This is a genomic window from Actinobacillus equuli (assembly GCF_900636745.1).
In the GTDB taxonomy this organism is placed as follows: Bacteria; Pseudomonadota; Gammaproteobacteria; order Enterobacterales; family Pasteurellaceae; genus Actinobacillus; species Actinobacillus equuli.
This window is the reverse complement of sequence record NZ_LR134310.1, coordinates 884,233-906,861: the sequence shown is the minus strand read 5'-3', so window position 1 is coordinate 906,861 and position 22,629 is coordinate 884,233. Positions and strand designations below refer to the sequence as shown.

16 protein-coding genes are annotated in these 22,629 nt (G+C 40.8%); 12 read left to right on the top strand and 4 right to left on the bottom strand.

The window, feature by feature from the left end:
• The first annotated feature begins 131 nt into the window (after positions 1-131).
• The 4 genes from cysG (at position 132) to EL121_RS04165 (ending at position 4,637) form a co-directional block, all read left to right on the top strand.
• Positions 132-1,592, top strand: coding sequence for a siroheme synthase CysG (cysG, locus tag EL121_RS04180; RefSeq protein WP_039197930.1), 1,461 nt, complete (start codon positions 132-134; stop codon positions 1,590-1,592).
• 13 nt (positions 1,593-1,605) lie between these two features.
• Complete coding sequence (locus EL121_RS04175) at positions 1,606-2,340, top strand: phosphoadenylyl-sulfate reductase (protein ID WP_039197928.1); 735 nt, start codon at positions 1,606-1,608, stop codon at positions 2,338-2,340.
• A gap of 14 nt (positions 2,341-2,354) precedes the next feature.
• Positions 2,355-3,281: a sulfate adenylyltransferase subunit CysD gene (gene cysD / locus EL121_RS04170; RefSeq protein WP_039197926.1), complete on the top strand. Its 927-nt coding sequence runs from the start codon at positions 2,355-2,357 to the stop codon at positions 3,279-3,281.
• A 63-nt stretch (positions 3,282-3,344) separates the two neighbouring features.
• Positions 3,345-4,637, top strand: a complete 1,293-nt coding sequence (locus EL121_RS04165) for a sulfate adenylyltransferase subunit 1 (protein WP_039197924.1) — start codon at positions 3,345-3,347, stop codon at positions 4,635-4,637.
• A gap of 80 nt (positions 4,638-4,717) precedes the next feature.
• Here EL121_RS04165 and panF read toward each other — a convergent pair whose 3' ends face one another.
• From panF to metJ, 3 genes are read right to left on the bottom strand one after another with little or no spacing between them, the layout of a single operon-like run.
• Positions 4,718-6,145 (bottom strand): sodium/pantothenate symporter, encoded by a 1,428-nt coding sequence (panF, locus tag EL121_RS04160; RefSeq protein ID WP_039197922.1) that lies wholly within the window; start codon positions 6,143-6,145, stop codon positions 4,718-4,720.
• Positions 6,138-6,377, bottom strand: coding sequence for a YhdT family protein (locus EL121_RS04155; RefSeq protein WP_039197920.1), 240 nt, complete (start codon positions 6,375-6,377; stop codon positions 6,138-6,140). The genes panF and EL121_RS04155 overlap by 8 nt, the downstream gene beginning before the upstream one ends.
• Before the next feature lie 53 nt (positions 6,378-6,430).
• The gene (metJ, locus tag EL121_RS04150; RefSeq protein WP_014992209.1) at positions 6,431-6,748 is read right to left on the bottom strand and encodes a met regulon transcriptional regulator MetJ; all 318 of its coding nucleotides are present in this window, start codon (positions 6,746-6,748) and stop codon (positions 6,431-6,433) included.
• A gap of 167 nt (positions 6,749-6,915) precedes the next feature.
• Between metJ and EL121_RS04145 the strand changes: the two genes are divergently transcribed.
• From EL121_RS04145 to EL121_RS04135, 3 genes are all read left to right on the top strand, one after another.
• Positions 6,916-7,665: an MlaA family lipoprotein gene (locus EL121_RS04145; protein ID WP_039197918.1), complete on the top strand. Its 750-nt coding sequence runs from the start codon at positions 6,916-6,918 to the stop codon at positions 7,663-7,665.
• A 73-nt stretch (positions 7,666-7,738) separates the two neighbouring features.
• On the top strand, positions 7,739-8,548 hold the full coding sequence (locus EL121_RS04140) for a D-hexose-6-phosphate mutarotase (RefSeq protein ID WP_039197916.1): 810 nt from the start codon (positions 7,739-7,741) through the stop codon (positions 8,546-8,548).
• A 110-nt stretch (positions 8,549-8,658) separates the two neighbouring features.
• The gene (locus tag EL121_RS04135; RefSeq protein WP_039197915.1) at positions 8,659-10,626 is read left to right on the top strand and encodes a site-specific recombinase; all 1,968 of its coding nucleotides are present in this window, start codon (positions 8,659-8,661) and stop codon (positions 10,624-10,626) included.
• Positions 10,627-10,689: 63 nt separating this feature from the next.
• Here EL121_RS04135 and EL121_RS04130 read toward each other — a convergent pair whose 3' ends face one another.
• Positions 10,690-12,468, bottom strand: coding sequence for an AMP-dependent synthetase/ligase (locus EL121_RS04130; RefSeq protein WP_039197914.1), 1,779 nt, complete (start codon positions 12,466-12,468; stop codon positions 10,690-10,692).
• Positions 12,469-12,622: 154 nt separating this feature from the next.
• Here EL121_RS04130 and pgaA point away from each other — a divergent pair, with 154 nt between their 5' ends.
• The 5 genes from pgaA to EL121_RS04105 all read left to right on the top strand — a co-directional run bounded on the left by pgaA (position 12,623) and on the right by EL121_RS04105 (position 22,588).
• Entirely contained in the window at positions 12,623-15,043 is a 2,421-nt protein-coding gene (gene pgaA / locus EL121_RS04125) for a poly-beta-1,6 N-acetyl-D-glucosamine export porin PgaA (RefSeq protein WP_039197911.1), read from the top strand.
• Between the two features lie 13 nt (positions 15,044-15,056).
• Positions 15,057-16,829 carry a poly-beta-1,6-N-acetyl-D-glucosamine N-deacetylase PgaB gene (pgaB, locus tag EL121_RS04120; RefSeq protein WP_039197909.1) on the top strand — a complete coding sequence of 591 codons (1,773 nt, stop codon included), beginning with the start codon at positions 15,057-15,059 and terminating at the stop codon, positions 16,827-16,829.
• 13 nt (positions 16,830-16,842) lie between these two features.
• Positions 16,843-18,078, top strand: coding sequence for a poly-beta-1,6-N-acetyl-D-glucosamine synthase (gene pgaC, locus EL121_RS04115; RefSeq protein WP_039197908.1), 1,236 nt, complete (start codon positions 16,843-16,845; stop codon positions 18,076-18,078).
• Positions 18,079-18,082: 4 nt separating this feature from the next.
• Positions 18,083-18,367: a peptidylprolyl isomerase gene (locus EL121_RS04110; RefSeq protein ID WP_039197906.1), complete on the top strand. Its 285-nt coding sequence runs from the start codon at positions 18,083-18,085 to the stop codon at positions 18,365-18,367.
• An 837-nt stretch (positions 18,368-19,204) separates the two neighbouring features.
• Positions 19,205-22,588 (top strand): autotransporter domain-containing protein, encoded by a 3,384-nt coding sequence (locus EL121_RS04105; RefSeq protein WP_039197904.1) that lies wholly within the window; start codon positions 19,205-19,207, stop codon positions 22,586-22,588.
• Positions 22,589-22,629: the final 41 nt, after the last annotated feature.

Below are 22,629 nucleotides of genomic sequence, written 5' to 3'. Positions count from 1 at the left end.
CAAAGCTTTTAAAAATCAGCTTTATTCCAAAAGACTCTAATCTATATCCTGTTATTATTTTTCAGAATAAAAAATTTCTCTTATAACTTAATACAACAAATCGTGGCTTGTTTTAAGCGAGTGGGGAAAATATGAATTACTTACCAATTTTTGTTGATTTAAAAAATCGTCCTGTTCTGGTTGTGGGGGGTGGACACGTTGCGCTGCGTAAAATCGATGCGCTATTGAAAGCGGGGGCTTCAGTCAAAGTGGTGGCGGAAAAACTCCATTCTTCGCTACAAGTGTTAGTTGATGAAAGCAAAGTTGAATGGCTTGCCAAAGCATTTGAAGCGAATCAAGTTACCTCCAGCTATTTAGTGATCGCTGCCACCGATGACAATGCCTTAAATCAACAGGTATTTGATGCGGCGGAAAGCCAACAACGTTTAGTGAATGTGGTCGATGACCAACCTCGTTGCAGTTATATTTTCCCTTCGATTATCGATCGTTCTCCGGTGCAAATTGCGATTTCCAGCGGTGGAGCGGCACCAGTCTTAATTCGTTTATTACGCGAAAAATTAGAAGCCTTGATTCCGCATAATTTGGGCGCAATGGCAGAGATTGCGACCCGCTGGCGTTATGCGGTCAAAACCAAATTCCCTCAATTAACCCAACGCCGCCGTTTTTGGGAAAAACTGTTTACCCATCAAAGTTTTCAGCGTCTGACTGAAAATCATCAAATCGAACAAGCGGAAGCGTTAGTGGAAGCAGAATTACAAAACAATAATCCGGTTTTGGGCGAGGTTTCGTTAGTCGGTGCGGGGCCGGGCGATGCAGGCCTACTCACTTTAAAAGGCTTGCAAACCATTCAACAAGCGGATGTGGTGCTATATGACGCATTAGTTTCCGAGGCGATTTTAGAATTGGTTCGCCGTGATGCGGATAAAGTGTTTGTCGGTAAACGAGCCGGCAAACACAGCGTAAAACAAGACGATACCAATCAGCTGTTAGTTAAGTATGCCAAACAGGGTAAACGTGTGGTGCGTTTGAAAGGCGGAGATCCGTTTGTGTTTGGGCGTGGTGGCGAAGAATTGGAAGTGCTTAAAGCAGAAAATATTCCGTTTAGTGTCGTGCCGGGCATTACTGCCGCATTAGGGGCAACCGCTTATGCAGGGATTCCGCTTACGCATCGTGATTATGCACAAACGGCAATGTTTATTACCGGTCATTTGAAGCCGGACGGTAGCCAACTTAAATGGGAGACACTCGCCCAAGGCAATCAAACATTGGTGGTTTATATGGGGACAATTAAAGCCGCCGAGCTGTCCGCCGAGTTACAAAAACACGGCAAACCGTCCGATACACCGGTAGCAATCATTAGTAACGGCACATTACCAAATCAACAGGTACAAACCGGTGTGCTGAGCGAATTGGCAGAACTTGCTGAAAAGGCCCCGACACCGGCATTGATTGTGATTGGCGAAGTGGTGAAATTGCAAAAAGACCTTGCTTGGTTCGGCAAAGAAGCGGTGCAATTCGTTTCAACTCAAGAAACCCTTTGGCAGAAACAAACATTACAAAGTAAAGAAACACACTGGAAACAAGCAGCGTAACGGGAGGAATACGATGAGTTTTTTAAGACCGAATTTATGGCAAATCCCGACGCCGAGCGAAGCGGATTTTGCAAATCTTAGTCAAAAAGAGACCGCTTTATATCAACGTATTCAACAGATTAGCCAACAGCATCGTAATGCAAAATTCGCCAGCAGCTTGGCAGTGGAAGATATGCTGATTACCGATGTGATCGCTAAAAGCCAAGCAAACATTACCGTGTTTACCTTAGAAACAGGACGTTTAAATCCGGAAACTTTAGCCTTAGTCGATAAGGTGAAAACGAATTACCCGAATTTAAATTTCCAACTTTATTATCCCGATACGCAAAAAGCGGCGGAATATGATCGGCAAAAAGGCAAATTCGCTTTTTACGAAAGTGTGGAATTACGCCGTGAATGTTGTTTTATCCGCAAAATCGAACCGCTTAATCGAGCCTTACAAGATGCAGATGCATGGCTAACAGGACAACGCCGAGAACAATCGGTAACCCGTACCGAACTTGCTTTGCACGAACAAGATACTAGCCGAGGCATTGATAAATATAATCCGATTTTTGATTGGTCCGAATTGGAGGTTTGGGCGTATATCTTAAAACATCAAATTCCTTACAACGAGCTGTATAAACAAGGTTTCCCAAGTATCGGCTGCGAGCCTTGTACCCGCCCGGTAAAAGCCGGAGAAGATATCCGAGCCGGTCGTTGGTGGTGGGAAAACAAAGACAGTAAAGAGTGTGGATTACATAAATAAAAGGAACTGAAAATATGACAACGCAAAACAATATCGAAAACGGGCATTTAGATTGGCTTGAGGCGGAATCGATTTACATTATTCGTGAAGTGGTCGCGGAATGTAGCAATCCAGCATTACTATTTTCCGGCGGTAAAGACTCAGTGGTATTACTCGCTTTAGCTCGTAAAGCATTTCAGTTGGAAGGTAGAGAACTCGTTTTACCTTTCCCATTAGTACATATCGACACAGGGCATAATTATCCTGAAGTGATTCAGTTTCGTGACGAACAGGTGAAAAAATTAAATGCAAAATTGGTGGTTGGGCACGTTGAAGATTCAATCGCCAAAGGCACGGTGGTATTACGCAAGGAAACCGATTCTCGCAATGCGGCACAAGCGGTCACTTTATTAGAAACGATTGAAGCCAACGGCTTTGATGCCTTAATGGGCGGCGCAAGACGAGATGAAGAAAAAGCCCGTGCTAAAGAGCGGATTTTCTCGTTCCGTGATGAATTCGGTCAATGGGATCCCAAAGCACAACGCCCGGAATTATGGTCGATTTATAACGCTAAATTACATAAAGGCGAAAATATGCGAGTGTTCCCGATTTCTAACTGGACGGAACTCGATATTTGGCAATATATCGAACGTGAAAAATTGGAGTTACCGCCGATTTATTATGCTCACCAACGTGAAGTGGTAGAACGCAACGGCTTACTTGTGCCGGTTACTCCGTTAACGCCGAAACAAGCAAATGAAGAAAGTAAAATCGTATCTGTGCGTTTCCGTACTGTGGGAGATATTAGTTGCACTTGCCCAGTTGCCAGCACCGCTGCAACACCGGCAGATATTATTAAAGAAACCGCAGTAGCCGAAATTTCAGAACGATCCGCCACCCGAATGGATGACCGAGCCAGCGAAGCGGCAATGGAACAACGTAAAAAACAAGGTTACTTTTAATCGCACTTTTGAATTTTGCTGGCGCACGTCTCCTGACGCGTGCTATTACAAGGAACAGATAATATGAGCAATTTAAACCAATATGCACCACTTCGTTTCATCACCGCCGGTAGCGTAGATGACGGTAAAAGTACCTTAATCGGACGTTTACTTTATGACAGTAAAGCGTTATTGAGCGATCAATTATTAAGTTTAAATAAATCTAAAAATGCCGGTGAGGTCATTGATTTTTCAATTCTGACAGATGGCTTGGAAGCAGAGCGTGAGCAGGGTATAACCATTGACGTGGCGTACCGCTATTTTTCTACCGCAAAACGCAAATTTATTATTGCCGACACACCGGGGCATGAACAATATACCCGTAATATGGTGACCGGTGCTTCAACTGCTAATGCTGCCGTAGTATTAATTGATGCTTCGCAATTAGATTTTTCACAGTCGGAAGTAGAACTTTTACCGCAAACCAAACGCCATTCGGCAATCTTAAAACATTTGAATACGCCCACTATTTTAGTGGCGGTAAACAAAATGGATTTGCTCGGTTTTGATGTTGCAAAATTTGAAGCGATTACCACCGCTTACCAAAAGTTAGCCGATCAGCTTGGTATTCAACAGGTGCAATTTGTGCCGGTTTCTGCTTTGCAAGGCGACAATATCGTGCATAAAAGCGAACGCACGCCTTGGTATGACGGAGAGCCGTTACTCACCATTTTAGAAAACTTGCCGAGCAACGAGAATTTATCGGAACGAGCAGAAGATTTTCATTTCCCGGTGCAGTTAGTCAGCCGTTTAGATCAAGATAAAGCGGACGATTTTCGAGGTTATCAAGGCAGAATAGAAGCCGGTTCGGTTAGCGTAGGCGATACGATTCGAATTGAACCGAACGGCTACACCTCGACCGTATCGGAAATTATTAGCCCGAACGGTATTGTACAAAGAGCGGTTGCCGGTGAGCAGGTAACGATTCGTTTGGCGGATGATATTGATATTTCGCGCGGCGATACTTTTGTTGCACAACATTCGCCTGTAACCGCAACCAAGCGCTTAACCGCCACGGTATGTTGGTTTGACCAACGTGCGTTAAATCCGGCACGTAAATATTTACTGAAACACACCACGCAAACCGTGTTTGCTAAAGTTACCGCAGTTGATCACGTACTAGATGTAAAAACCTTGAGTAATTCGGCGGAAGCGGACAGCTTAAAATTAAATGATATCGGTGAAGTACAACTTAGCTTACAAAAGCCGATTACTGCGACCACTTATGCACAAAATGTTACGACCGGATCATTTATTTTAATTGACGAAGCGACTTATCACACAGTAGCGGCAGGCATGATTCTTGCCACCAAATAAGGTTCACCTTAAGAACAAGCGGTCTAAATTTGCTAAAAATTTGTAAATTTAGACCGCTTTTTTAATGAGGAGAGAATGACTTAGCTAGCTTTGTTGCCAAAACGGTTGCCAACAAGGAAGGCAACTAAGCCGATAACTAATGACGGCACAATCGCATGGAAGCTAAAAATGTTGATTTTAAAGCTAGTAAAAATCACATAACTTGTTAAACCTGCCAACATTGAGCTAATTGCCCCTGTTGCATTCGCATTTTTCCAGTAAAGTCCCAACACGATCACCCACAAGAAAGTTGCTTCTAGGCCACCGAGTGAAAGTAAGTTAAGCCAAATTAACATATCCGGCGGATTTAACGCCGCAAACACTAATAACACCGCAAAGGTAAGCGTAGTCATGGTTGAGAAGCGTTTTAACTTAGCTTCGTTATCGACTGCTTCCGGCTTCACCGCTAAATATAAATCTTTGATTAAGGTGGAAGACGATTGAATTAATAATGAGTCAATCGATGACATAATCGCAGCCATCGGGGCGGCTAAGAAAATACCGGCAACTAACGGTGGAAGCACCTGAATCATCAGCGTTGGGATAACCTGATCCGGAATTTTTAAATCAGGAATGACCGCACGTCCAAGCACGCCGGCAAGGTGCATACCGAACATCAGCAGCGATACCACTAAAGTACCGATGACTAACGCTTTATGTAAAGAAGCGCTGTCTTTATATGCCATACTGCGTACTGCAAGTTGCGGTAAACCGATTAAACCGAAGCAGACCAATACCCAGAACGAAGTCATAAAGGTAAAATCTAACGGACGTTCGTCAATACCGTACGGCTGGATGAGTTGTGGGTTAATCGTTTCTAAGGTATTTACCGCATTTTCAATACCGCCTGCGGCATAAATCACGCCACCGAGCAATAAGAAAGTACCGACTAACATCACTAAGCCTTGAATGGTATCGGTTAACACTACCGCTCGGAAGCCGCCGATAAAGGTATAAATACCAACCGTAACCGCAAAAATAATTACCGCTGTTTGGTACGGCACACCTAAGGTGGTTTCCAGTAAGCGACCGGCACCGATAAACTGTACCGTCATCATCGCAAAGAACGAAAGTAACAATGCCAGACTTGCAATCCAAACCACAAATTTATTTTGATAGCGAGCAAGCAATAAATCATTGATGGTTACCGCATTATATTTCCGGGCGAGTAACGCAAATTTTTTACCTAGCGCGCCTAACGCCAGTAACACCGCCGGTACTTGGATCATCGCGAGTAATACCCAACCTAATCCGTATTTATAAGCAGCGCCCGGGCCACCGATAAACGAACTTGCACCGACATAGGTAGCGGCAGTGGTCATTGCCAACACAAAACCGGACATTGAGCGGCTGCCCACATAATATTCGGATAAAAAGCTACCGCCTTGGCGTTTACGGTAGGCATAAAACGCCACACCGAATACAAAGCACAAATAAGCAATTAACGGCAATAACATCTCTTTATTCATTGCTTTGTTCCTTATCTAAGTCAATATGTTGATAAACCTTTTTGATCATCCAATACACAATCGCGGTAAAGCCGAGCGGCAATGCGATACAAGCAAGTTCAAACCAAATCGGAAAGCCGAAAATACCTCGTCCTGCCGGTGAAAAATAGGCGAAAACGACCCAACCGAGCAAGTAAACTAAAGCAAGCCAAATTGCCCAGCGAGCTTCTCTAGCAAGTTGTTGATAATGCATAAGACACCTTTTGATGGTTAGAAAAAAGCCTCAAAATGAGGCTTACTAAATGATTAATATTGCCAATTATCAGGATCGATACCTAATTCGCGCATTTTTGCTTTAGCTTCTTCCGGAATTTCATCGCTACGTTCTTTCATCAGATCTTCATCCGTAGGCAGCGGCTGTCCGGTAAACGCATGCAAAAATGCTTCGCACAGTAATTCGCTATTAGTTGCATGGCGTAGGTTTTTGATCTGACGACGTGTACGTTCGTTGGTTAAAATTTCTAATACTTTAATCGGGATCGATACGGTGATCTTCTTGACCTGTTCGCTTTTTTTGCCGTGTTCGGCATACGGGCTAATATATTCGCCACTCCAATCTGCCATAGTTAAATTCCTAATCTTCGATAAAATTGTCGGTATTGTAATCAAAACTATTTGATATCGCAATCTAGACGTCTAGATTTCTATTTTGAATTTTACGCTTGTTTACTTTGTGTTTTAGGAAGAGTTGGTTAAAATGCGCCAATGATTTCTTTGATAAGGTAAAGATAATGAAATTAAAACAATTAGGCTTAGTTGCGGGGATCGTGATGTTAACAGCATGTTCATCGGCGATTGATCCGGCGACCGGAGAGCGTAAAGATCCACTGGAAGGCTTTAACCGCGCGATGTGGAAAGTGAATTATGAATATATCGATCCTTATGTATTAAAACCGGTAGCAACAGGGTGGCGTGATTATGTACCAAGCCCGATCAAAACCGGTTTAACCAATGTTGCGAATAACCTTGATGAACCGGCAAGTTTTGTTAACCGCTTGTTGGAAGGTGAAGGTAAAAAGGCAATGATCCACTTCAACCGTTTTTGGATTAACTCGATTTTCGGTTTAGGCGGGTTAATTGACTGGGCGAGCCAAACGCCGGATCTCAAACTGGATAACGGTAATCGTGAGTTTGGTCATACGCTAGGCAGTTATAATGTGCCGGCAGGTACTTATATTATGGTGCCGGGTTATGGCGCAACCACACCTCGTCAAGCGGTCGGTAAAGCAGCGGATTCAGCTTATCCTGTATTATCTATGCTTACGATGCCTTGGACAGTCGCGAAATTTGCCGTACAAGGTGTAGATAGCCGCTCAAAATTATTAGATCAAGATGCATTATTACAGCAGTCTTCCGATCCATATGTTACTTTCCGTGAGGCTTATTTCCAAAATCTCGAATTTAAAGTGAGTGACGGTAAAGTTGCGGAAGAAAGCGGTAAAGAACAGCTTTCCGAACAAGAATTACAAAATATCGATTAGGATCAAGCGGTCAAATTTGCAAAAAAAGTTGTAAATTTGACCGCTTGCTTTTGGAATGTTAAAGGAGTGAAAAATGAAAACCGAATTTATTCGCCAAATTAGCCAAGGTATCAGCCTTGAGAAATGTAATGAGTTATATGTGATTCGAGTGCAACATGCTTTAGGCTCTGCGCTGGTTGCTTTGCAAGGTGCACAATTATTAAGTTGGCAGCCGGCAGCGGCACAACAAGATGTGTTATGGCTTTCGGAGATTGAGCCGTTCCAAAAAGGCAATGCGATTCGTGGCGGAGTGCCGATTTGTTATCCGTGGTTCGGTTCGGCAAAAAGTCCGTCACACGGTACGGCACGCATTCGTGAATGGTCGCTCAGTCATTATGAAATGGATGAAGAATATGCCTATTTAGAATTTTCGCTCTATGACGAACAAAATATTATCGAAGCGAAAATTGAAATGGCGTTTAACCAAGAATGTCATTTGATTTTCACTCATTATGCAGAGCAAGAAGCACAGGCGGCATTGCATAGCTATTTCAATGTGGCGGATATTCAGCAAACCGAAGTGAAAGGTTTACCGCATGAATGTTTTGATTCGCTGACTAAACAATTTGTACAAGTGCCTTCACCACGTAAAATCCATGAAAATGTAGATTGCATTTATAGCGCGGAGCAGTCTATTAATTGCATTGAAGATGCGGCAAATCAACGTACGATTCAAATTGAGCATATTGATGCGAGCGATATTGTGTTATGGAACCCGTGGCATAAAGCAACAAGCTCCATGAGCGAAACTGGCTACCAAACGATGTTATGTGTAGAAACTGCCCGTATAAATCGAAAATTACAACAGGGCGAAAGTTTTGAAGTTATCTTTAAGTTAGTGTAATAGTGAGAAAACGGTAGGGGAAACCTTACCGTTCTATTTTGAACTTTTTCCTGTAAAATGGGCTCAAAATTATCGAAATTAATGAAAGATAGGAACAAATATAATCAAATATGCCAAAAATAAAACTTAATGAAACAACACTTTCCCCCTTCGTTACCCAGCAAATCGAACAAAACGACGCTTTTACTTTACTGAACGGCTTATGCCAGTGGCTTAGAGCCGGTAAGCCGGAACAAGCGGTCGAAAAATTAGAATTTTTTACCAATTTACTTAAGCAACAGCCGGAACTCGCTCAAGCGGTGGCAACATTGATCTGCCGTTGGCTTTGCCAGTTACGTTTATATCCGATTTTAGTCAGTAGCGGCATTTTAGGTCGCCAAGGTTTCGGACGTGAAATGCGTAATCGCTTATATGAGAAGCTCAATCCCTCATTTAAAGATGTGAATGATTTACGTGATGTGTTTATTTTATTGTTTTGCGATCGGCATGATGTGGACTGGATTAATGCCATTCCGACCAAAAGTTGGTTAAATTTTCTCAACACTTTAGATCGCAGTGTAAGTGAACAGGATAGAACCTGGCTGTATGAGCATATTCGTCACGAAGGGTTATTTGCGATCAAAATGCTTTCGATTTGGATTGCGGCAGAGGATTTGGAGCCGGAGTTAATTCGACTTGATCCGACATTACTGGATGCGGATTCGCCTTTTGTCGCATTGCAAAAAGAAGTTTTCCAATGGCTAGAGGCTCGCCGTCAAAATCAATATTATGACGATAGTCATTTACAGGTGATGTTTAGCCAATCACGTGAATTGGTTGATCGCTTACAGAAAAAAGGATCGACAGCCGGTTCGTCACTTGGTGTGGCGCACTTGCTTGAGCGTTTAAGCCAAACGTTAGACCGTTTATCCATGTTGATGGAATTATTTTCTACCAACAGAGTAGCTCGTTTGCGCGTGTTACAAATTACCAAAATGTTGGCGGAAGCTTCGGCAAAGCAGCACAGTATTTCCGATTTATGGAAACAAAGCGTCAAAATGCTTTCTCGCAGCATCACTCAACACACCAGTGATCACGGCGAACATTATATTACCCGTGATAAAAAAGAATATTTCAGCATGTTTTATTCTGCTGCCGGCGGTGGAGTACTGATTGCGCTGATGGCGCTATTTAAAGTGTATCTAGGCGGAATGATTGACGATAAGGTCTGGAAAGGTATTGCGGAAGGTTTGAACTACGGTATCGGTTTTACCATTATCTTTATGTTGCATTTTACCGTGGCGACCAAGCAGCCGGCGATGACTGCCGCCCGTTTTGCCGAGGCAGTCGAACGAAACCCGCAGGGCAGAGCGGTGAATATGAAACTGGCGCAATTGTTGGTGGACGTATTGCGTTCACAAAGCATTGCGGTACTTGGGAACGTGATTGTGTCGATGAGTGTGGCGGCATTGATCGCCTATGGCTATACAAAACACACCGGCAAAGCGTTATTAGACAGTGAGATGGTGCAATATCAGCTAAGTTCGATTGATCCGACCAAAGGGACGTTATGGTTTGCGGCAATTGCCGGTTTGTGGTTGTTCTGTTCGGGGATTATTTCCGGCTACTTTGACAACCGTAGCAACTATTTAAATACCCGTATGCGCTTAAGACAGCACCCGTGGTTAAAGGCAATTTTACCGTTATCCATCCGAGAGAAATTTGCTGACTATGTGCATAATAATGCAGGTTCGATTATCGGTAACTTAGGATTCGGTATGTTGCTTGGTATTACCGGTGTGATTGGTTATTGGTTAGGATTACCACTTGATATTCGTCACGTTGCCTTTTCTTCGGCGAATGTCGGCTATGCGGTGGTAAGTGAATCATTAGGCTGGCAAGTGTTACTGCAAAGCATCTGCTTTGTGTTGATGATCGGTGCGGTTAACTTGATTGTCAGTTTCTCTCTAACGTTATGGATTGCATTGCGTTCACGTAATACCGAAATTGATAGCTGGCGGGAAATTTTAAAATGCTTATGGGAAATTATCCGTAAGCGCCCGTTAAGTTTATTGTTACCAGTTCAGTTGAATAAGTAGTAAGACGATACAAGCGGTTGAATTTGCAAAATTTTTTACAAATTCAACCGCTTGTTTTTTTAGCTAGCTGTACATCGCTTCAATTTGCGAGCGATAGCGTTCTAGAATGACCTTACGGCGTAATTTAAGCGTTGGCGTGAGTTCTTCCATATGGATACTAAAAGCTTGCGGCAGTAAGGTGAACTTTTTAATTTGTTCGAAATGGGCAAGCTCTTGTTGTAACTCTTCAATGCGCTTTTCAAATAATTGAATAACCGCCGAATGCTTGATTAATTCAAGGCGATCATGGTACTTGATATTCAATTGTTTAGCGTATTCTTCCAAAGCTTCAAACGAAGGCACAATCAGTGCCGATACATATTTTTTGGTATCCGCAATCACTGCAATTTGTTCAATAAATTTATCTTTAGCCAATTTACCTTCGATATATTGCGGGGCAATATATTTACCGTTTGAGGTTTTCATCAGCTCTTTAATACGGTCGGTAATATACAGATTGCCATGTTCATCTAATGCGCCGGCATCTCCGGTACGTAAGAAGCCGTCTTCGGTAAAGGCTTTAGCGGTTTCTTCCGGATTTTTATAATAGCCTTTCATCACCATACCGCCGCGAACCAGAATTTCATTATCTGCACCGATTTTTACCTCGGCATTCGGCATGAGCGTTCCAATGGAATTTAAAGCAAAGTTGCGATCTGCCCAGCAAGAAACGGTAGCGGTCGTTTCCGTCATACCGTAGCCTAATTTTACATTGATACCGATGCTATGAAAAAACTCCCCGATAGTCGGTTCTAATTTTGCCCCGCCGCAAGGCATCATTTTGATGTTTCCGCCTAATAACGCTCTTAATTTTGTCAGAACTAATTTATTTGCCAGTTTGTAAGCTAATGTGGCTTTTTGTGTGCGAACAAAGGTTTTTCCTTGTTTTAACGCCCATGTGAATAATGCACGGCGGTGAAAAGGGGCTTGTTTTACTTTATCAAAAATTGCGCCATACATTTTTTCGTATAAACGAGGAACTGCACACATTAAGGTTGGTTTTACCTCGGTTAATGCTGTGCGCACTTCATTAGTGTCTTCTAAATAACAGACTGTAGCACCTTTATGTAATAAATAAGCGACCCAAGCCCGTTCGAAAATATGTGAAAAAGGTAGGAATGACAAAGAAACATCATCAGTCCCTACCTCCGGTAAAGCTAGATCATGCGCTTGTAATTGATGAGCCAGATTTGAGAAGTCCAACATCACGCCTTTAGGTGTACCTGTTGTTCCTGAAGTATAAATCAGGGTGAATAAATCATCGAGTCGAGCGCTGTTTAGACATCGGATGAGTTCAGGTCGGTATTTTTCGGAACTTTTTCCCAAGAAATCATTCCAACCACATGACGAAGAATCATTGTCAAACGTTCCCTCAAGATGAGGTTTCATGACAATAATTTTCTCAAGCGAAGGACAGTTTTTAGCAATTTTTAATGCAACGTCAAGCTGTTCTTGATCTCCTACGAACAAGAGTTTGATGTCTGCATTATTAATGATTAATTCAGCTTGTTTGGCAGTATTTGTCGCGTAAATTGGTACCGTTACGGCACGAATCTGTAACGCACCTAGATCCGCTATAGTCCATTGCGGCATGTTGTGAGCAAAAATGCCAATTTTATCTTGTATTCCAATACCATGAGCTAGTAATGCGAGCGAAACGTTATCAATCTGTGATTGAAAGTCTTGCCAAGAAATATCCACCCATGTGCCATGTTCCTTATGGCGTAAAGCGGTCGAGTTTTGTAGCTTTTTTGCTTGTTGTCGTACTCGATGAACGAAATGGAAGTCTAACAGCTGATTCATATAAATCCTTTATTTATTAGTTTAAGCTTACATTTGTACGCTAATGTAATATTTAATAAAGATAAAAGCTAGATCCTAAGTAGATAAAAAGCGAACAAATGTGAGCTGAATCTCTACATTATTATAAATTTTAAACATATTATGGATGTATTGTATGGGTATCAAATTTAATCACGTTGTGCTTGCCCTCCTCTCAACTACTGCAGCAAATACGATTTTTGCAAATCAATCGCCGATTGATGTCAAACGTGAAGAAATCGTTATTTTTGCACGCCAAGGAGATAGTCAGCTTGAGCAAGCTATTACTCAAATGTCGGCTTTATATAAAAAGACACAAGACCAAAAGGTCAGAGATGATTTAATTGCTTTAATGGTCAGGAAAGGTCAATTTAAAGAAGCGACACAGGTCTGTCCGAGATGTAATGTAAATAGTTTCTCGGAAAGCGAACTTGAAAATTTGGCAAAGGCATATCGCACAAGTCAAAATCTTCCAAAATCCCTTCAGTTATATGCGAAGCTACGCAGTTCTTATCCCCAAAACCCAAATGGCTTGTTAGGCAGTGCACTTGTTGAAACAGAGCTAGGCAAATATCAAGATGCACAAACACATCTTGCCCAATATAAGCAAAAGTTTGGTACTGATGATGGTTACAAGGACGCATCAAGCTTTCTGTTAGATCAAACGGAACCTGAATTAGCTAAATTAGGACGTTGGCAGGATCAAATTAAAGCCAATCCGTCAAATCATAAATTGGCAATACAGCTTTATCGGTTAGCGGCAAAATTGAATGTTCATCCTGTTCAAGATCAGCTTGTGCAAAGCTATCCGGAACTGTTTACAGCAAAAGATAAAGCTTGGTTAGAGCATAGCGAAGTGATTTCGGCGGTAAAAGGCAATAGCAGTTTGAAAAAAGTCGAACTGCAAAATGCTCATAAACGCTTAACACGGGTGATTGAAAATACGGATACAGAAAACCCTTTATATCAACAAGCGATCCAAGACCGTTTAGCGATTGCTAATCGCTTGAATAATAATGAACTGGTGAGAGAAGACTACCAACGCTTAACTGCTTTAGATAAAGGTATTCCGGATTATGTGAAAGAAGCGTATGCGGATACTTTATTAAGAGAAGGTTCAGCTTTTAAAGCATTAGAGATTTATCAAGAACTGGAAGCCAAAGAACGAGCGCAGCACAATGCGGTTAATACTGCGTTATTGTTTAAGTTAATTAGTGCTTCAAGCGATGCTGGTTATTTCCAACAAGCGCAAGATTATCAAGATCAAATTCGTGAGAGTGAGACCATTTGGGATTTCACACATACGACCCGTTTAAGTAATCCGAATTATGAGCGAGCTTATTACAATCAGGTCAATCTACATAACTGGCGTGGAGATAAAACAACAGCGATTGAAAAGTTAGTCGATAGATTGATGCATCTCGTGCCGGGTGATCCTTGGACTATGTTGGCATTAAGTGATTTGGAAAGCTCTCGTAATAACCATGATCGAGCAAATTTTTTAGCTGATAAAGCAAGTCATTTCTTAGGTGAAAGTGATCAAGGCGCTTATAAAAATCAGCGTGCCAATATCGCACTTAGTCAAGGGAATTTACGAGAAGTTCGTAAGTTGATAGACAGTTATACCGAGGAAGAACGTGATGGTGCTGAGTCGGTTTTAAAAAATTATGAAGATGCTCGCCGAGGTAGTTTTAGTGCTTCATTCGGAGTATTGCATCAGACTGCACCAAAAAACAAATCAAGTAATGAAACGACGCAAGAATATTATCTGAATTCACCGAAAAGTGCGGACGGACATTATGCTTATGTGCATTACGCGGAAGAAAAAGTGCCAACAGAAGATACGGTGTTGAAACAACGTCGTATCGGTGTCGGTACGAATGTGAATTTATATCCTATTAACGTGAATATTGAAGCCGGTAAGGGGATTAAATTACACGATAAAAGTTATCTATCATTAGCTACTTCTTATCAGTTTAATCAACGTTGGCGTTTTGATTTATCTGGTAACCTGAATGGTAGCGGAACACCGATCAAAGCGATTAACCAAGGGATTTATACGAAAGATATCGGTTTCGGTACAACTTATACCTATCGTGATTTATTCCGTATCGGTGCCGGTATTAATGCAATGAAATTTGATGACGGTAATCTGCGTAAATCGTTTTATGCATGGGCTTCGGCAGAAACATTCAGAAAAGATCGTTGGGCTTTAACTAATAATTTGCGCTTTGATTATCAACGCAATAAAGAAACTGCTTCAGCATGGTATTACAACCCATTAAAAAGCCGCAATATAGAATTCGGTGCGGATCTCAGTTATTGGCAGCCGATGAATTACGGCTTGGCTTTAACGCATCATATCCGAGCGAGTGCGGGTCAATATAAACAGCAAGGACACAAGGCGGAACGCTCTTGGGCGTTAAGCTACGGACATGATTGGCGTATTACCAAGAAAGTGAGTTTATCTTATGAAGTCGGTCGTAAGAAAAATATCTACGATGGCGATGCGGAATTTAATAATTACGGCAACGTAAATCTTTCATATTCTTTTTAGTGGGTAAAGCAAGATGATATTGAAAAAACTCGGTCAGACATTAGCGGTCTGTTTTTCGCTATTTTTTGCAAAGGCATTTGCTGCCGATACATATAGCGTTTTGGCTTATCACTCGGTGGTAGATGAAAGCGCACCTAAGGATAAACGTCTTTATGTTTCACAAACGATTACCGCACAGCAGTTAATTTCGCATTTTAACTGGTTTAAAGCGCAAGGTTACAATGTGGTGAGTTGGCAGCAAGTAATGGATGCGGAACAAGGAAAAACGACTTTACCGCCGAAAGCCGTCCTAATTTCTTTTGATGATGGTTATGAAACCATGTATAGCGTGATTTATCCATTGTTAAAAGCTTATAACTATCCGGCTGTTTTTGCACCGGTATCAAGTTGGATTGACACCCCGATGGGCGGAAAAATTCAATATGGTAATGAAAAATTGGATCGTGCTAAGTATTTCGCGACTTGGCAGCAAATTGATGAGATGCAAAAGAGCGGCTTAGTCGAAATCGCTTCACATACGCATGATTTACACCATGGCGTGAAGGCCAATCCGGGTGGTAGTCAACTTGCTGCGATGATTGCGCCGGAGTACAAAAACGGTAAATATGAGACGGAAGCTCAGTATAAATCCCGCTTGTTAAACGATATGAAAATGTCGGTAAACCTGATTAAGAAGCATACGGGTAAAGCACCAAGAGTGATGGTATGGCCATACGGCGCATTTAATGATGCGGCGATTGAATTAGCAAAACAAGCGGGTATGCCTTATCACTTTACCTTGAAAGAGAAAGTAAATCACGTTGGCGATACGCATATTGGTCGTTTCTTGATTGATGCGGAGTCTAATTTTGCCGTGATTGCGGATTATCTAAATCGTACGCAAGATACGGAGAACGAATCTACGGTTCAGCGTGAATTGCATATTAATTTAGACCATGTGTATAGCCCAGATCCGGCGGTGTTTAAAGCTAATTATGACGCATTAATTAGCCGTGTCGCTCAGTACGGCGTTACGGCGGTGTATCTGAAAGCATATTCGGATCCGGATAAAGACGGCATTATTGACGGAGTATATTTCCCTAATCCGCATTTACCGGTAAAAGCAGATATTTTCAGTCAAGTTGCTTGGCAATTACGCACACGTGCCGGCGTTAAAATTTACGCTTGGATGCCCGCTTCAATTGAAAGCTTACCGAGCCATGTTCGTAATGCGGATGTGATGAAATCACTATATAAAAATCTATCGCTTTACTCTAAAGGTGACGGTTTATTCTTTGATAGCAAGATTGGTAAGGATAAATGGAGTAGCAATGATGCTGCATCTATTGAATTTACCAAAGAGTTGAAAACGGCTGCTGAACCTTATTTATTTTTCGGTACGCGTCACCAAAAGTTATCAAGAAATATTAATCCGGTCGGAAAAGATTTCAGCCAAGATTTAGTGAACTTCAGCAAAGAATATGACAGGGTATTAATTGATGCCAGACCTTATTCTTTAGGAGGGGTAACAACAGCCTCACAAGCGAAAGACTGGTTAAAGGATATCGCTCATATCGTTAAGGACTCCGGTGTTTCAAGTAAGAAAGTATTATTCGATTTCTCGATTGTAAATCCAAAAACATCTAAAAATGTCTCTACAAAGGAATTAATCAGTTGGATTAAAGTGTTGGAACATAATGGAATAATGAGTTTTGGGTATTATCCGAATCGCTATTTATTTGATGAAACCGTTCTTAAAGAACTAAAACCTTATGTGTCTAGTAATAGGGATATCACAAGGAAATAAGTAAGGTGATGATATGATTCTAGAAGTATTGAGTTTATTTGTATTTGCTTATCCTGCCGTAATGGCGTTTTATTGGGCTGTGGCGGGAGGGGCTTATTTTCTATTTAAGGAAAAACTAAAAGTCCCGCCTAAATTCAGTGAGATGAATAAAGAAGATGTACCTTTAGTGAGTTTGATGGTTCCTTGTTATAACGAATCGGATAATTTAGATGAAGCCGTTCCACATTTATTGAATTTAAAATATCCAAATTATGAACTGATTTTTATCAATGACGGTAGTCGGGATAACACCGGCGAGTTAATTGATAAATGGGCGAAAACCGATAATCGTATCGTTGCTTTACACCAGAAAAACTCAGGTAAAGCGAGCGCATTAAATAACGGCTTAAAAATTGCGAAAGGCAAATATGTAGGATGTATTGACGGTGATGCGGTATTAGATTACATGGCACTGGATTATATGGTACAGGCATTGGAATCTAATCCGGAATATGGCGCGGTAACCGGCAATCCACGTGTACGTAATCGCAGCACGATTTTAGGGCGTTTACAAGTTTCTGAATTCAGTTCTATTATCGGGTTAATTAAACGTGCTCAATGTTTAATGGGGACGATTTTCACCGTATCCGGCGTATGTTGCTTATTCCGCAAAGACGTAATGCATGAAATCGGCGGTTGGAGTACCAATATGATCACCGAGGATATTGATGTAAGTTGGAAAATTCAGACCTCCGGCTACGATATCTTTTATGAGCCTCGTGCATTATGTTGGGTGTTAATGCCGGAAACAATCAAAGGACTGTTTAATCAGCGTCTACGTTGGGCACAAGGTGGTGCAGAAACGATGATGAAGTATTTCCCTAAAATTTGGCATTTAAAAAATCGCCGTCTATGGCCGATGTTTGCTGAATATATTATTACTGCAGTTTGGGCAATTTCATTAGTGGGCGCAATGATTACAAGCGTATACCAGTTAACTTTTGATGGTAATGTAAGTTTCATTAATTGGGGTTCTTTAAAGCCGAGTATGGCAATTTTATTTATTGCGTTTTTTGCCCAATTAAGTATCAGTCTTTATATCGATAACCGTTATGAACGAGGGGTTGTGAAGTACGCTTTCTCATGCATATGGTATCCATGGTGGTATTGGATGTTAAATACGGTCACATTGTTATGCGGAATTCCAAAAGCAATTTTCCGTAATAAATCGAGATTAGCAGTATGGACAAGCCCAGATAGAGGAGTATAAGGATATGCCGGCACAACAATTACAAAAGCTAATGATCATCAACAAAACAAAACAGTTAGGGTGGAAGATTCGTTTAAAAAGTATGTTTTTAACGGCTTTGACTTGGGCTGTTTGGTTATCTATGGCATTTATGGTTTATGAATATCGACAACATATTTGGGATAACCCTGTGTTAGATGCTTACTATATCGGTGAAGTGATTCTAATTATGTTTGCAATCGTATTTGCTCTTATTTTTTGTACCATTTGCTGGTCATTTTTAGCGAAAAGCAAACGTAAGCATCACTGATAATGATTTAATAACTATTTGATAAAAGCCCCTTAGTTATCACTATTAGGGGTTTTTTTATAGGTATTAAGCGGTCAATTTTACGTGGTTTTTTACCAACCTAATTTAAAGTGATAGGAAACACATGGTGTTGTATTACTAAATAGCTGTATTGCAACTAAATTATTTAATCCGTGTCTTAGTGTTATAACATTTCTTTTGGTCATACCCTTCTCTTCTGAGAATAGAAAAATTTATTCTCGCCAAACAGTAGTTTAAAGATAAATAAATTTTATAAAAAAGTTATTCTTGTTTTTTATTTTTTTTATTGCTCGTTTTTAGAACTAAAAATATCTAAGTTAAATTAATTATAAAAAAATAAATAAAAAAGTGAACTATTTTTGTATATAAATACTCTATTAAATGCCATATTTATTGAAATAAGAATAGCTATAAATTTTTTATTTAAATTATTTTTAGTGTAAATGATTGTAAAAAATAAAGAATTCTTTCATGCTTAATTCTTATTTAATTTATACAAGTTTTTTTGATTTTTTGAACAGAATAAATTTCTGTGTTTTTAACGACTGATATATTCTTAGATCCCTTTTAGCACATTATACGAATTATAATTATTATTGATTTTGTTTATCAGTGATTATGTATAATTTTTGTCTAATTTGTTTGCTTTTTTATGCAAATATCTAGTTACATATTTTAATTTGTCAACCAAATGTAAGTTTAAAACTTGTCGGTCATCTGACTTGATCTAAATTTATGGATGAGTAAAATCTGCCACGCAAACGATTAATGAACGATCGTTTTGTAGTCCTTTCATATAAAAAGAGGTGTAAATTTATGAAAACAAAATATTCTGCCTTAGCAATTGCTATTATATCGGCAACAGCAAGTTGTGCTCAGGCTGCCCAATTTTCTAATAATATTAAAACTGATTTATATAACATTAAATCAGATTTTGGTGTTTATTCTCGTTATCAACCAATCTCTTGGTTTAGACCGGTTGGTAACTCAGGTGCTCGAATTACCGACCATACAAGAACAACGAATGAAGGTACCGTTCGTACGGTGACTGAAACTCGTAACGGTGTTACGACGCAAACGATTTATAAAACAGTGAATGGTGTGACAACTATTACGAAGATTGTTGATGGTGTTGTGGTTTCCGGACCGGATATGAATCCACCGACAACAGAACCAAAACCGGTTGCTGAACCACCAGCAACAGAAGTAGAACCCGTTACTGATGTAACGAATCCTGAAAATGGAAACGGTCCGGTAGCTGAACCACCAGCGACTGAACCAGTAACTGAGCCAGTTACAGATGTAACAACCCCAGGAAATGAAAATGGCCCAACCACCGAACCACCAGTAGTTGAGCCAGAGAAGCCAGTAGTAGAACCGATTGCAGACGATACTCCTATTAGCCCTTCGTATCCTATTGTAATCAAGCCAACGCAGCCGTCAAGCCCAATTTCTGTGATTGAAGCGAGAAATGTGCCAAGAACAGGTATAGCTTGGAATGATACTTCTAGAGGTTACAACCCGGAAGATCCGAATAATAAAGCCAATGTAGAACTTCGGGGTGAAGGCGTAACCGTTGCTGTTTTAGACAGTGGCTTCAATAACCCTACGGTAGCGAGAGATATTCAAAATAAATTTGGCCGCCGTGGAACAATTTTAAATACCGGTAGATATGCGCCGGCGGATGCAACTCACGGTATTCAAGTTGCTGAGATGGTTGGCGGTAATACTTCAAATGGTGTTGCGCCAAGAGCGAATTTACTCTTAGCGGATATTACAAGAATGAATTCAGATGGTTCTGCCGGTCTTTTAGCAACAGCAGATATTTATCAGCAATTGTGGAACCGTGGTGCGCGTATTTTCAACCAATCTTATGGTATTCCTAAGCAAGTGACTTACTTTAATAATAACCCTCGTTCGGCTTATTACTACGGTCACCAATTTAGTCCGAATCTTTTAGATTTCTATACAGATGCAGTTAATAAAGGTGGTTTATTCGTATGGGCAGCAGGTAACAACCGTGGTGAACGTGAGTCTTCTCCACAAGCGGCGCTCCCTTATTTTGAACCGCAATTAGAAAAAGGTTGGTTATCGGTTGTTGCTTTAGCAGCACGTGATAACGGTCGTTTAGGCGATTTCTCATGGTCTAACTTATTGCCGTATTCACAAGCGGGTCTAGCAAAGAACTGGACAGTTTCTGCAATGGGTGACTATATATTTAATATTAAAGGTAGCAACTATATTGCAAGTGGTTCTTCTTTTGCTGCACCGGCAGTAACTGGTACAGCAGCACTTGTTAAACAAAAATATCCGTGGATGGACGGTAACCTCATTAAACAATCAATTTTAACGACGGCAACCGATATCGGTGCTCGTGGTGTTGATGATGTATATGGTTGGGGTTTACTTGATGTTGAAAAAGCGGTGAAAGGTCCGGCACGTTTTGATAGTCGTATCACACTAGGTGAAGATGTAAACGTCACTATTCCACAAGGCAGTTACGCATTTGAAAATGATATTTCGGGTGATGTGGGCTTAGTGAAAAACGGTCAGGGTGAATTAGTGCTTACCGGTGCAAGTTCTTTTACCGGTGACACAAATTTAAATGAAGGTGCGATTACGATTAACGGTAAGAGTTATGGTTCTGCGGTAAACGTAGGCAGAAACGGTACTTTAGTGGCAAATAGCACCGTATTATCAAATGGCGTGAATAATGATGGGGTAGTGGTAAATAATGGTAACACCGTCATTAAAAATGGCTATGTAGCATCAGCAAAGAGTACATTAGTATCAAGTTTAGATTCTAAACTCTCAGTTAAAGGTGATGTAGATCTAAATAATTCAACGCTTGTATTAACTGCAGAAAAAGACGGTCAAGCGCAATATATTACGGCGAAAGGCGTAACAACCGAGGCGATTACATCAGATAGCGAAATTAAAGGTGAATTCGGTGCAGTTGAAACTACAACCAGTCTTTTAAATGCGACGGTAAATAAAACAGCTGAAAATGCGGTTGAAACAACTTTAAGTCGTCAGAATGTAGAAACGTTCGTCGCTAATAGCGAAGCTCGTGATGCCATGACAGAAAGTGTTGCAAGCAACTTAGAAAGCTCATTCTCAGCATTAGATCGTCAAATTGATGCAAATAATGCAGAAAATTCAACCGCTTTCGCACAAGATGCAGCGTTATTACAAAATAGCCTTGCAGCGGTTTCAGCGGGTCAAACAACAGTGTTAGATAGTCTTTCTGGTCAAATTTACGCATCAGCGCAGGCGTTAACATTCCAAAATGCGGAAACGGTCAATAAAGATTTAACTAACCGTCTCTCTATGCTTGGTACATTAAACCATACAGCTGATGCCTCAGGTGTTTGGGTATCTGGAATCTATGGTAACGGTAAGTTAAAAGAAAACGGTTTCGGTGAAGGTAAAACAAAAACTTACGCTGGTCAAATTGGTTTCGATAAATTAGTAAACAATAACTTTATTTTAGGTACCGCAGTAAATTACTCAACAGCAGATGTGAGCTTCGACCGTTATGGTGGTAAATCGGATGCGAAAGGCGTAGGCGTGTCATTATACGGTCGTTGGAGTGATAAAAATGCACCTTGGTATTTACAAGGTCGTGTAGGTTACGGCTGGGTGGATTCAGATGTGGAACGTACCATTATCTTAAATTCAAATAACAGCAGTACGGCGAAAATTAACCATAAAGATAAAGTGATCTCAGGTTACTTAGAAACAGGTTACGATTTTAAACAAGGTAATGTCACCTTCACGCCATATATCGGTGTGAGCCATGATGTGGTGAGACGCGGTGCCTTTAGTGAAACCAACAGCCAATTTGGTTTAACTGCAGACAAAGCGACTTACCAACAAACAAGCGGATTAGCTGGTGTACGTATGTCACAGGCAATCAACCTTAATAATGGTGTGAAAACAACCTTACAAGGATATGTAAACCACCAAACTGCATTTAATAATGAAGATTTAAGCTTCGATGCAAGTTATACCGGTTTACAAAATGCAGACTTCCGTGTGAAAGGTATTGGTCTGGCGAAAAATAAAACGTGGGTAGGTGTCGGCGCGCTAACTGAATTCACACCGAATACTGCGTGGTATTTAAACTATGACTTAAAACTTGAGCATGGAAAAGGTAAAAACAATGTGTTATCAACGGGGGTGCGTATAAGTTTTTAATTAAATAATATACTCTAAATTTACATACATATTTCTTTCCA

Coding starts and splice junctions, on each gene's coding strand:
- cysG (WP_039197930.1), top strand. CDS start 132: ATGAATTACTTACCAATTTTTGTTGATTTAAAAAATCGTCCTGTTCTG.
- EL121_RS04175 (WP_039197928.1), top strand. CDS start 1,606: ATGAGTTTTTTAAGACCGAATTTATGGCAAATCCCGACGCCGAGCGAA.
- cysD (WP_039197926.1), top strand. CDS start 2,355: ATGACAACGCAAAACAATATCGAAAACGGGCATTTAGATTGGCTTGAG.
- EL121_RS04165 (WP_039197924.1), top strand. CDS start 3,345: ATGAGCAATTTAAACCAATATGCACCACTTCGTTTCATCACCGCCGGT.
- panF (WP_039197922.1), bottom strand. CDS start 6,145: ATGAATAAAGAGATGTTATTGCCGTTAATTGCTTATTTGTGCTTTGTA.
- EL121_RS04155 (WP_039197920.1), bottom strand. CDS start 6,377: ATGCATTATCAACAACTTGCTAGAGAAGCTCGCTGGGCAATTTGGCTT.
- metJ (WP_014992209.1), bottom strand. CDS start 6,748: ATGGCAGATTGGAGTGGCGAATATATTAGCCCGTATGCCGAACACGGC.
- EL121_RS04145 (WP_039197918.1), top strand. CDS start 6,916: ATGAAATTAAAACAATTAGGCTTAGTTGCGGGGATCGTGATGTTAACA.
- EL121_RS04140 (WP_039197916.1), top strand. CDS start 7,739: ATGAAAACCGAATTTATTCGCCAAATTAGCCAAGGTATCAGCCTTGAG.
- EL121_RS04135 (WP_039197915.1), top strand. CDS start 8,659: ATGCCAAAAATAAAACTTAATGAAACAACACTTTCCCCCTTCGTTACC.
- EL121_RS04130 (WP_039197914.1), bottom strand. CDS start 12,468: ATGAATCAGCTGTTAGACTTCCATTTCGTTCATCGAGTACGACAACAA.
- pgaA (WP_039197911.1), top strand. CDS start 12,623: ATGGGTATCAAATTTAATCACGTTGTGCTTGCCCTCCTCTCAACTACT.
- pgaB (WP_039197909.1), top strand. CDS start 15,057: ATGATATTGAAAAAACTCGGTCAGACATTAGCGGTCTGTTTTTCGCTA.
- pgaC (WP_039197908.1), top strand. CDS start 16,843: ATGATTCTAGAAGTATTGAGTTTATTTGTATTTGCTTATCCTGCCGTA.
- EL121_RS04110 (WP_039197906.1), top strand. CDS start 18,083: ATGCCGGCACAACAATTACAAAAGCTAATGATCATCAACAAAACAAAA.
- EL121_RS04105 (WP_039197904.1), top strand. CDS start 19,205: ATGAAAACAAAATATTCTGCCTTAGCAATTGCTATTATATCGGCAACA.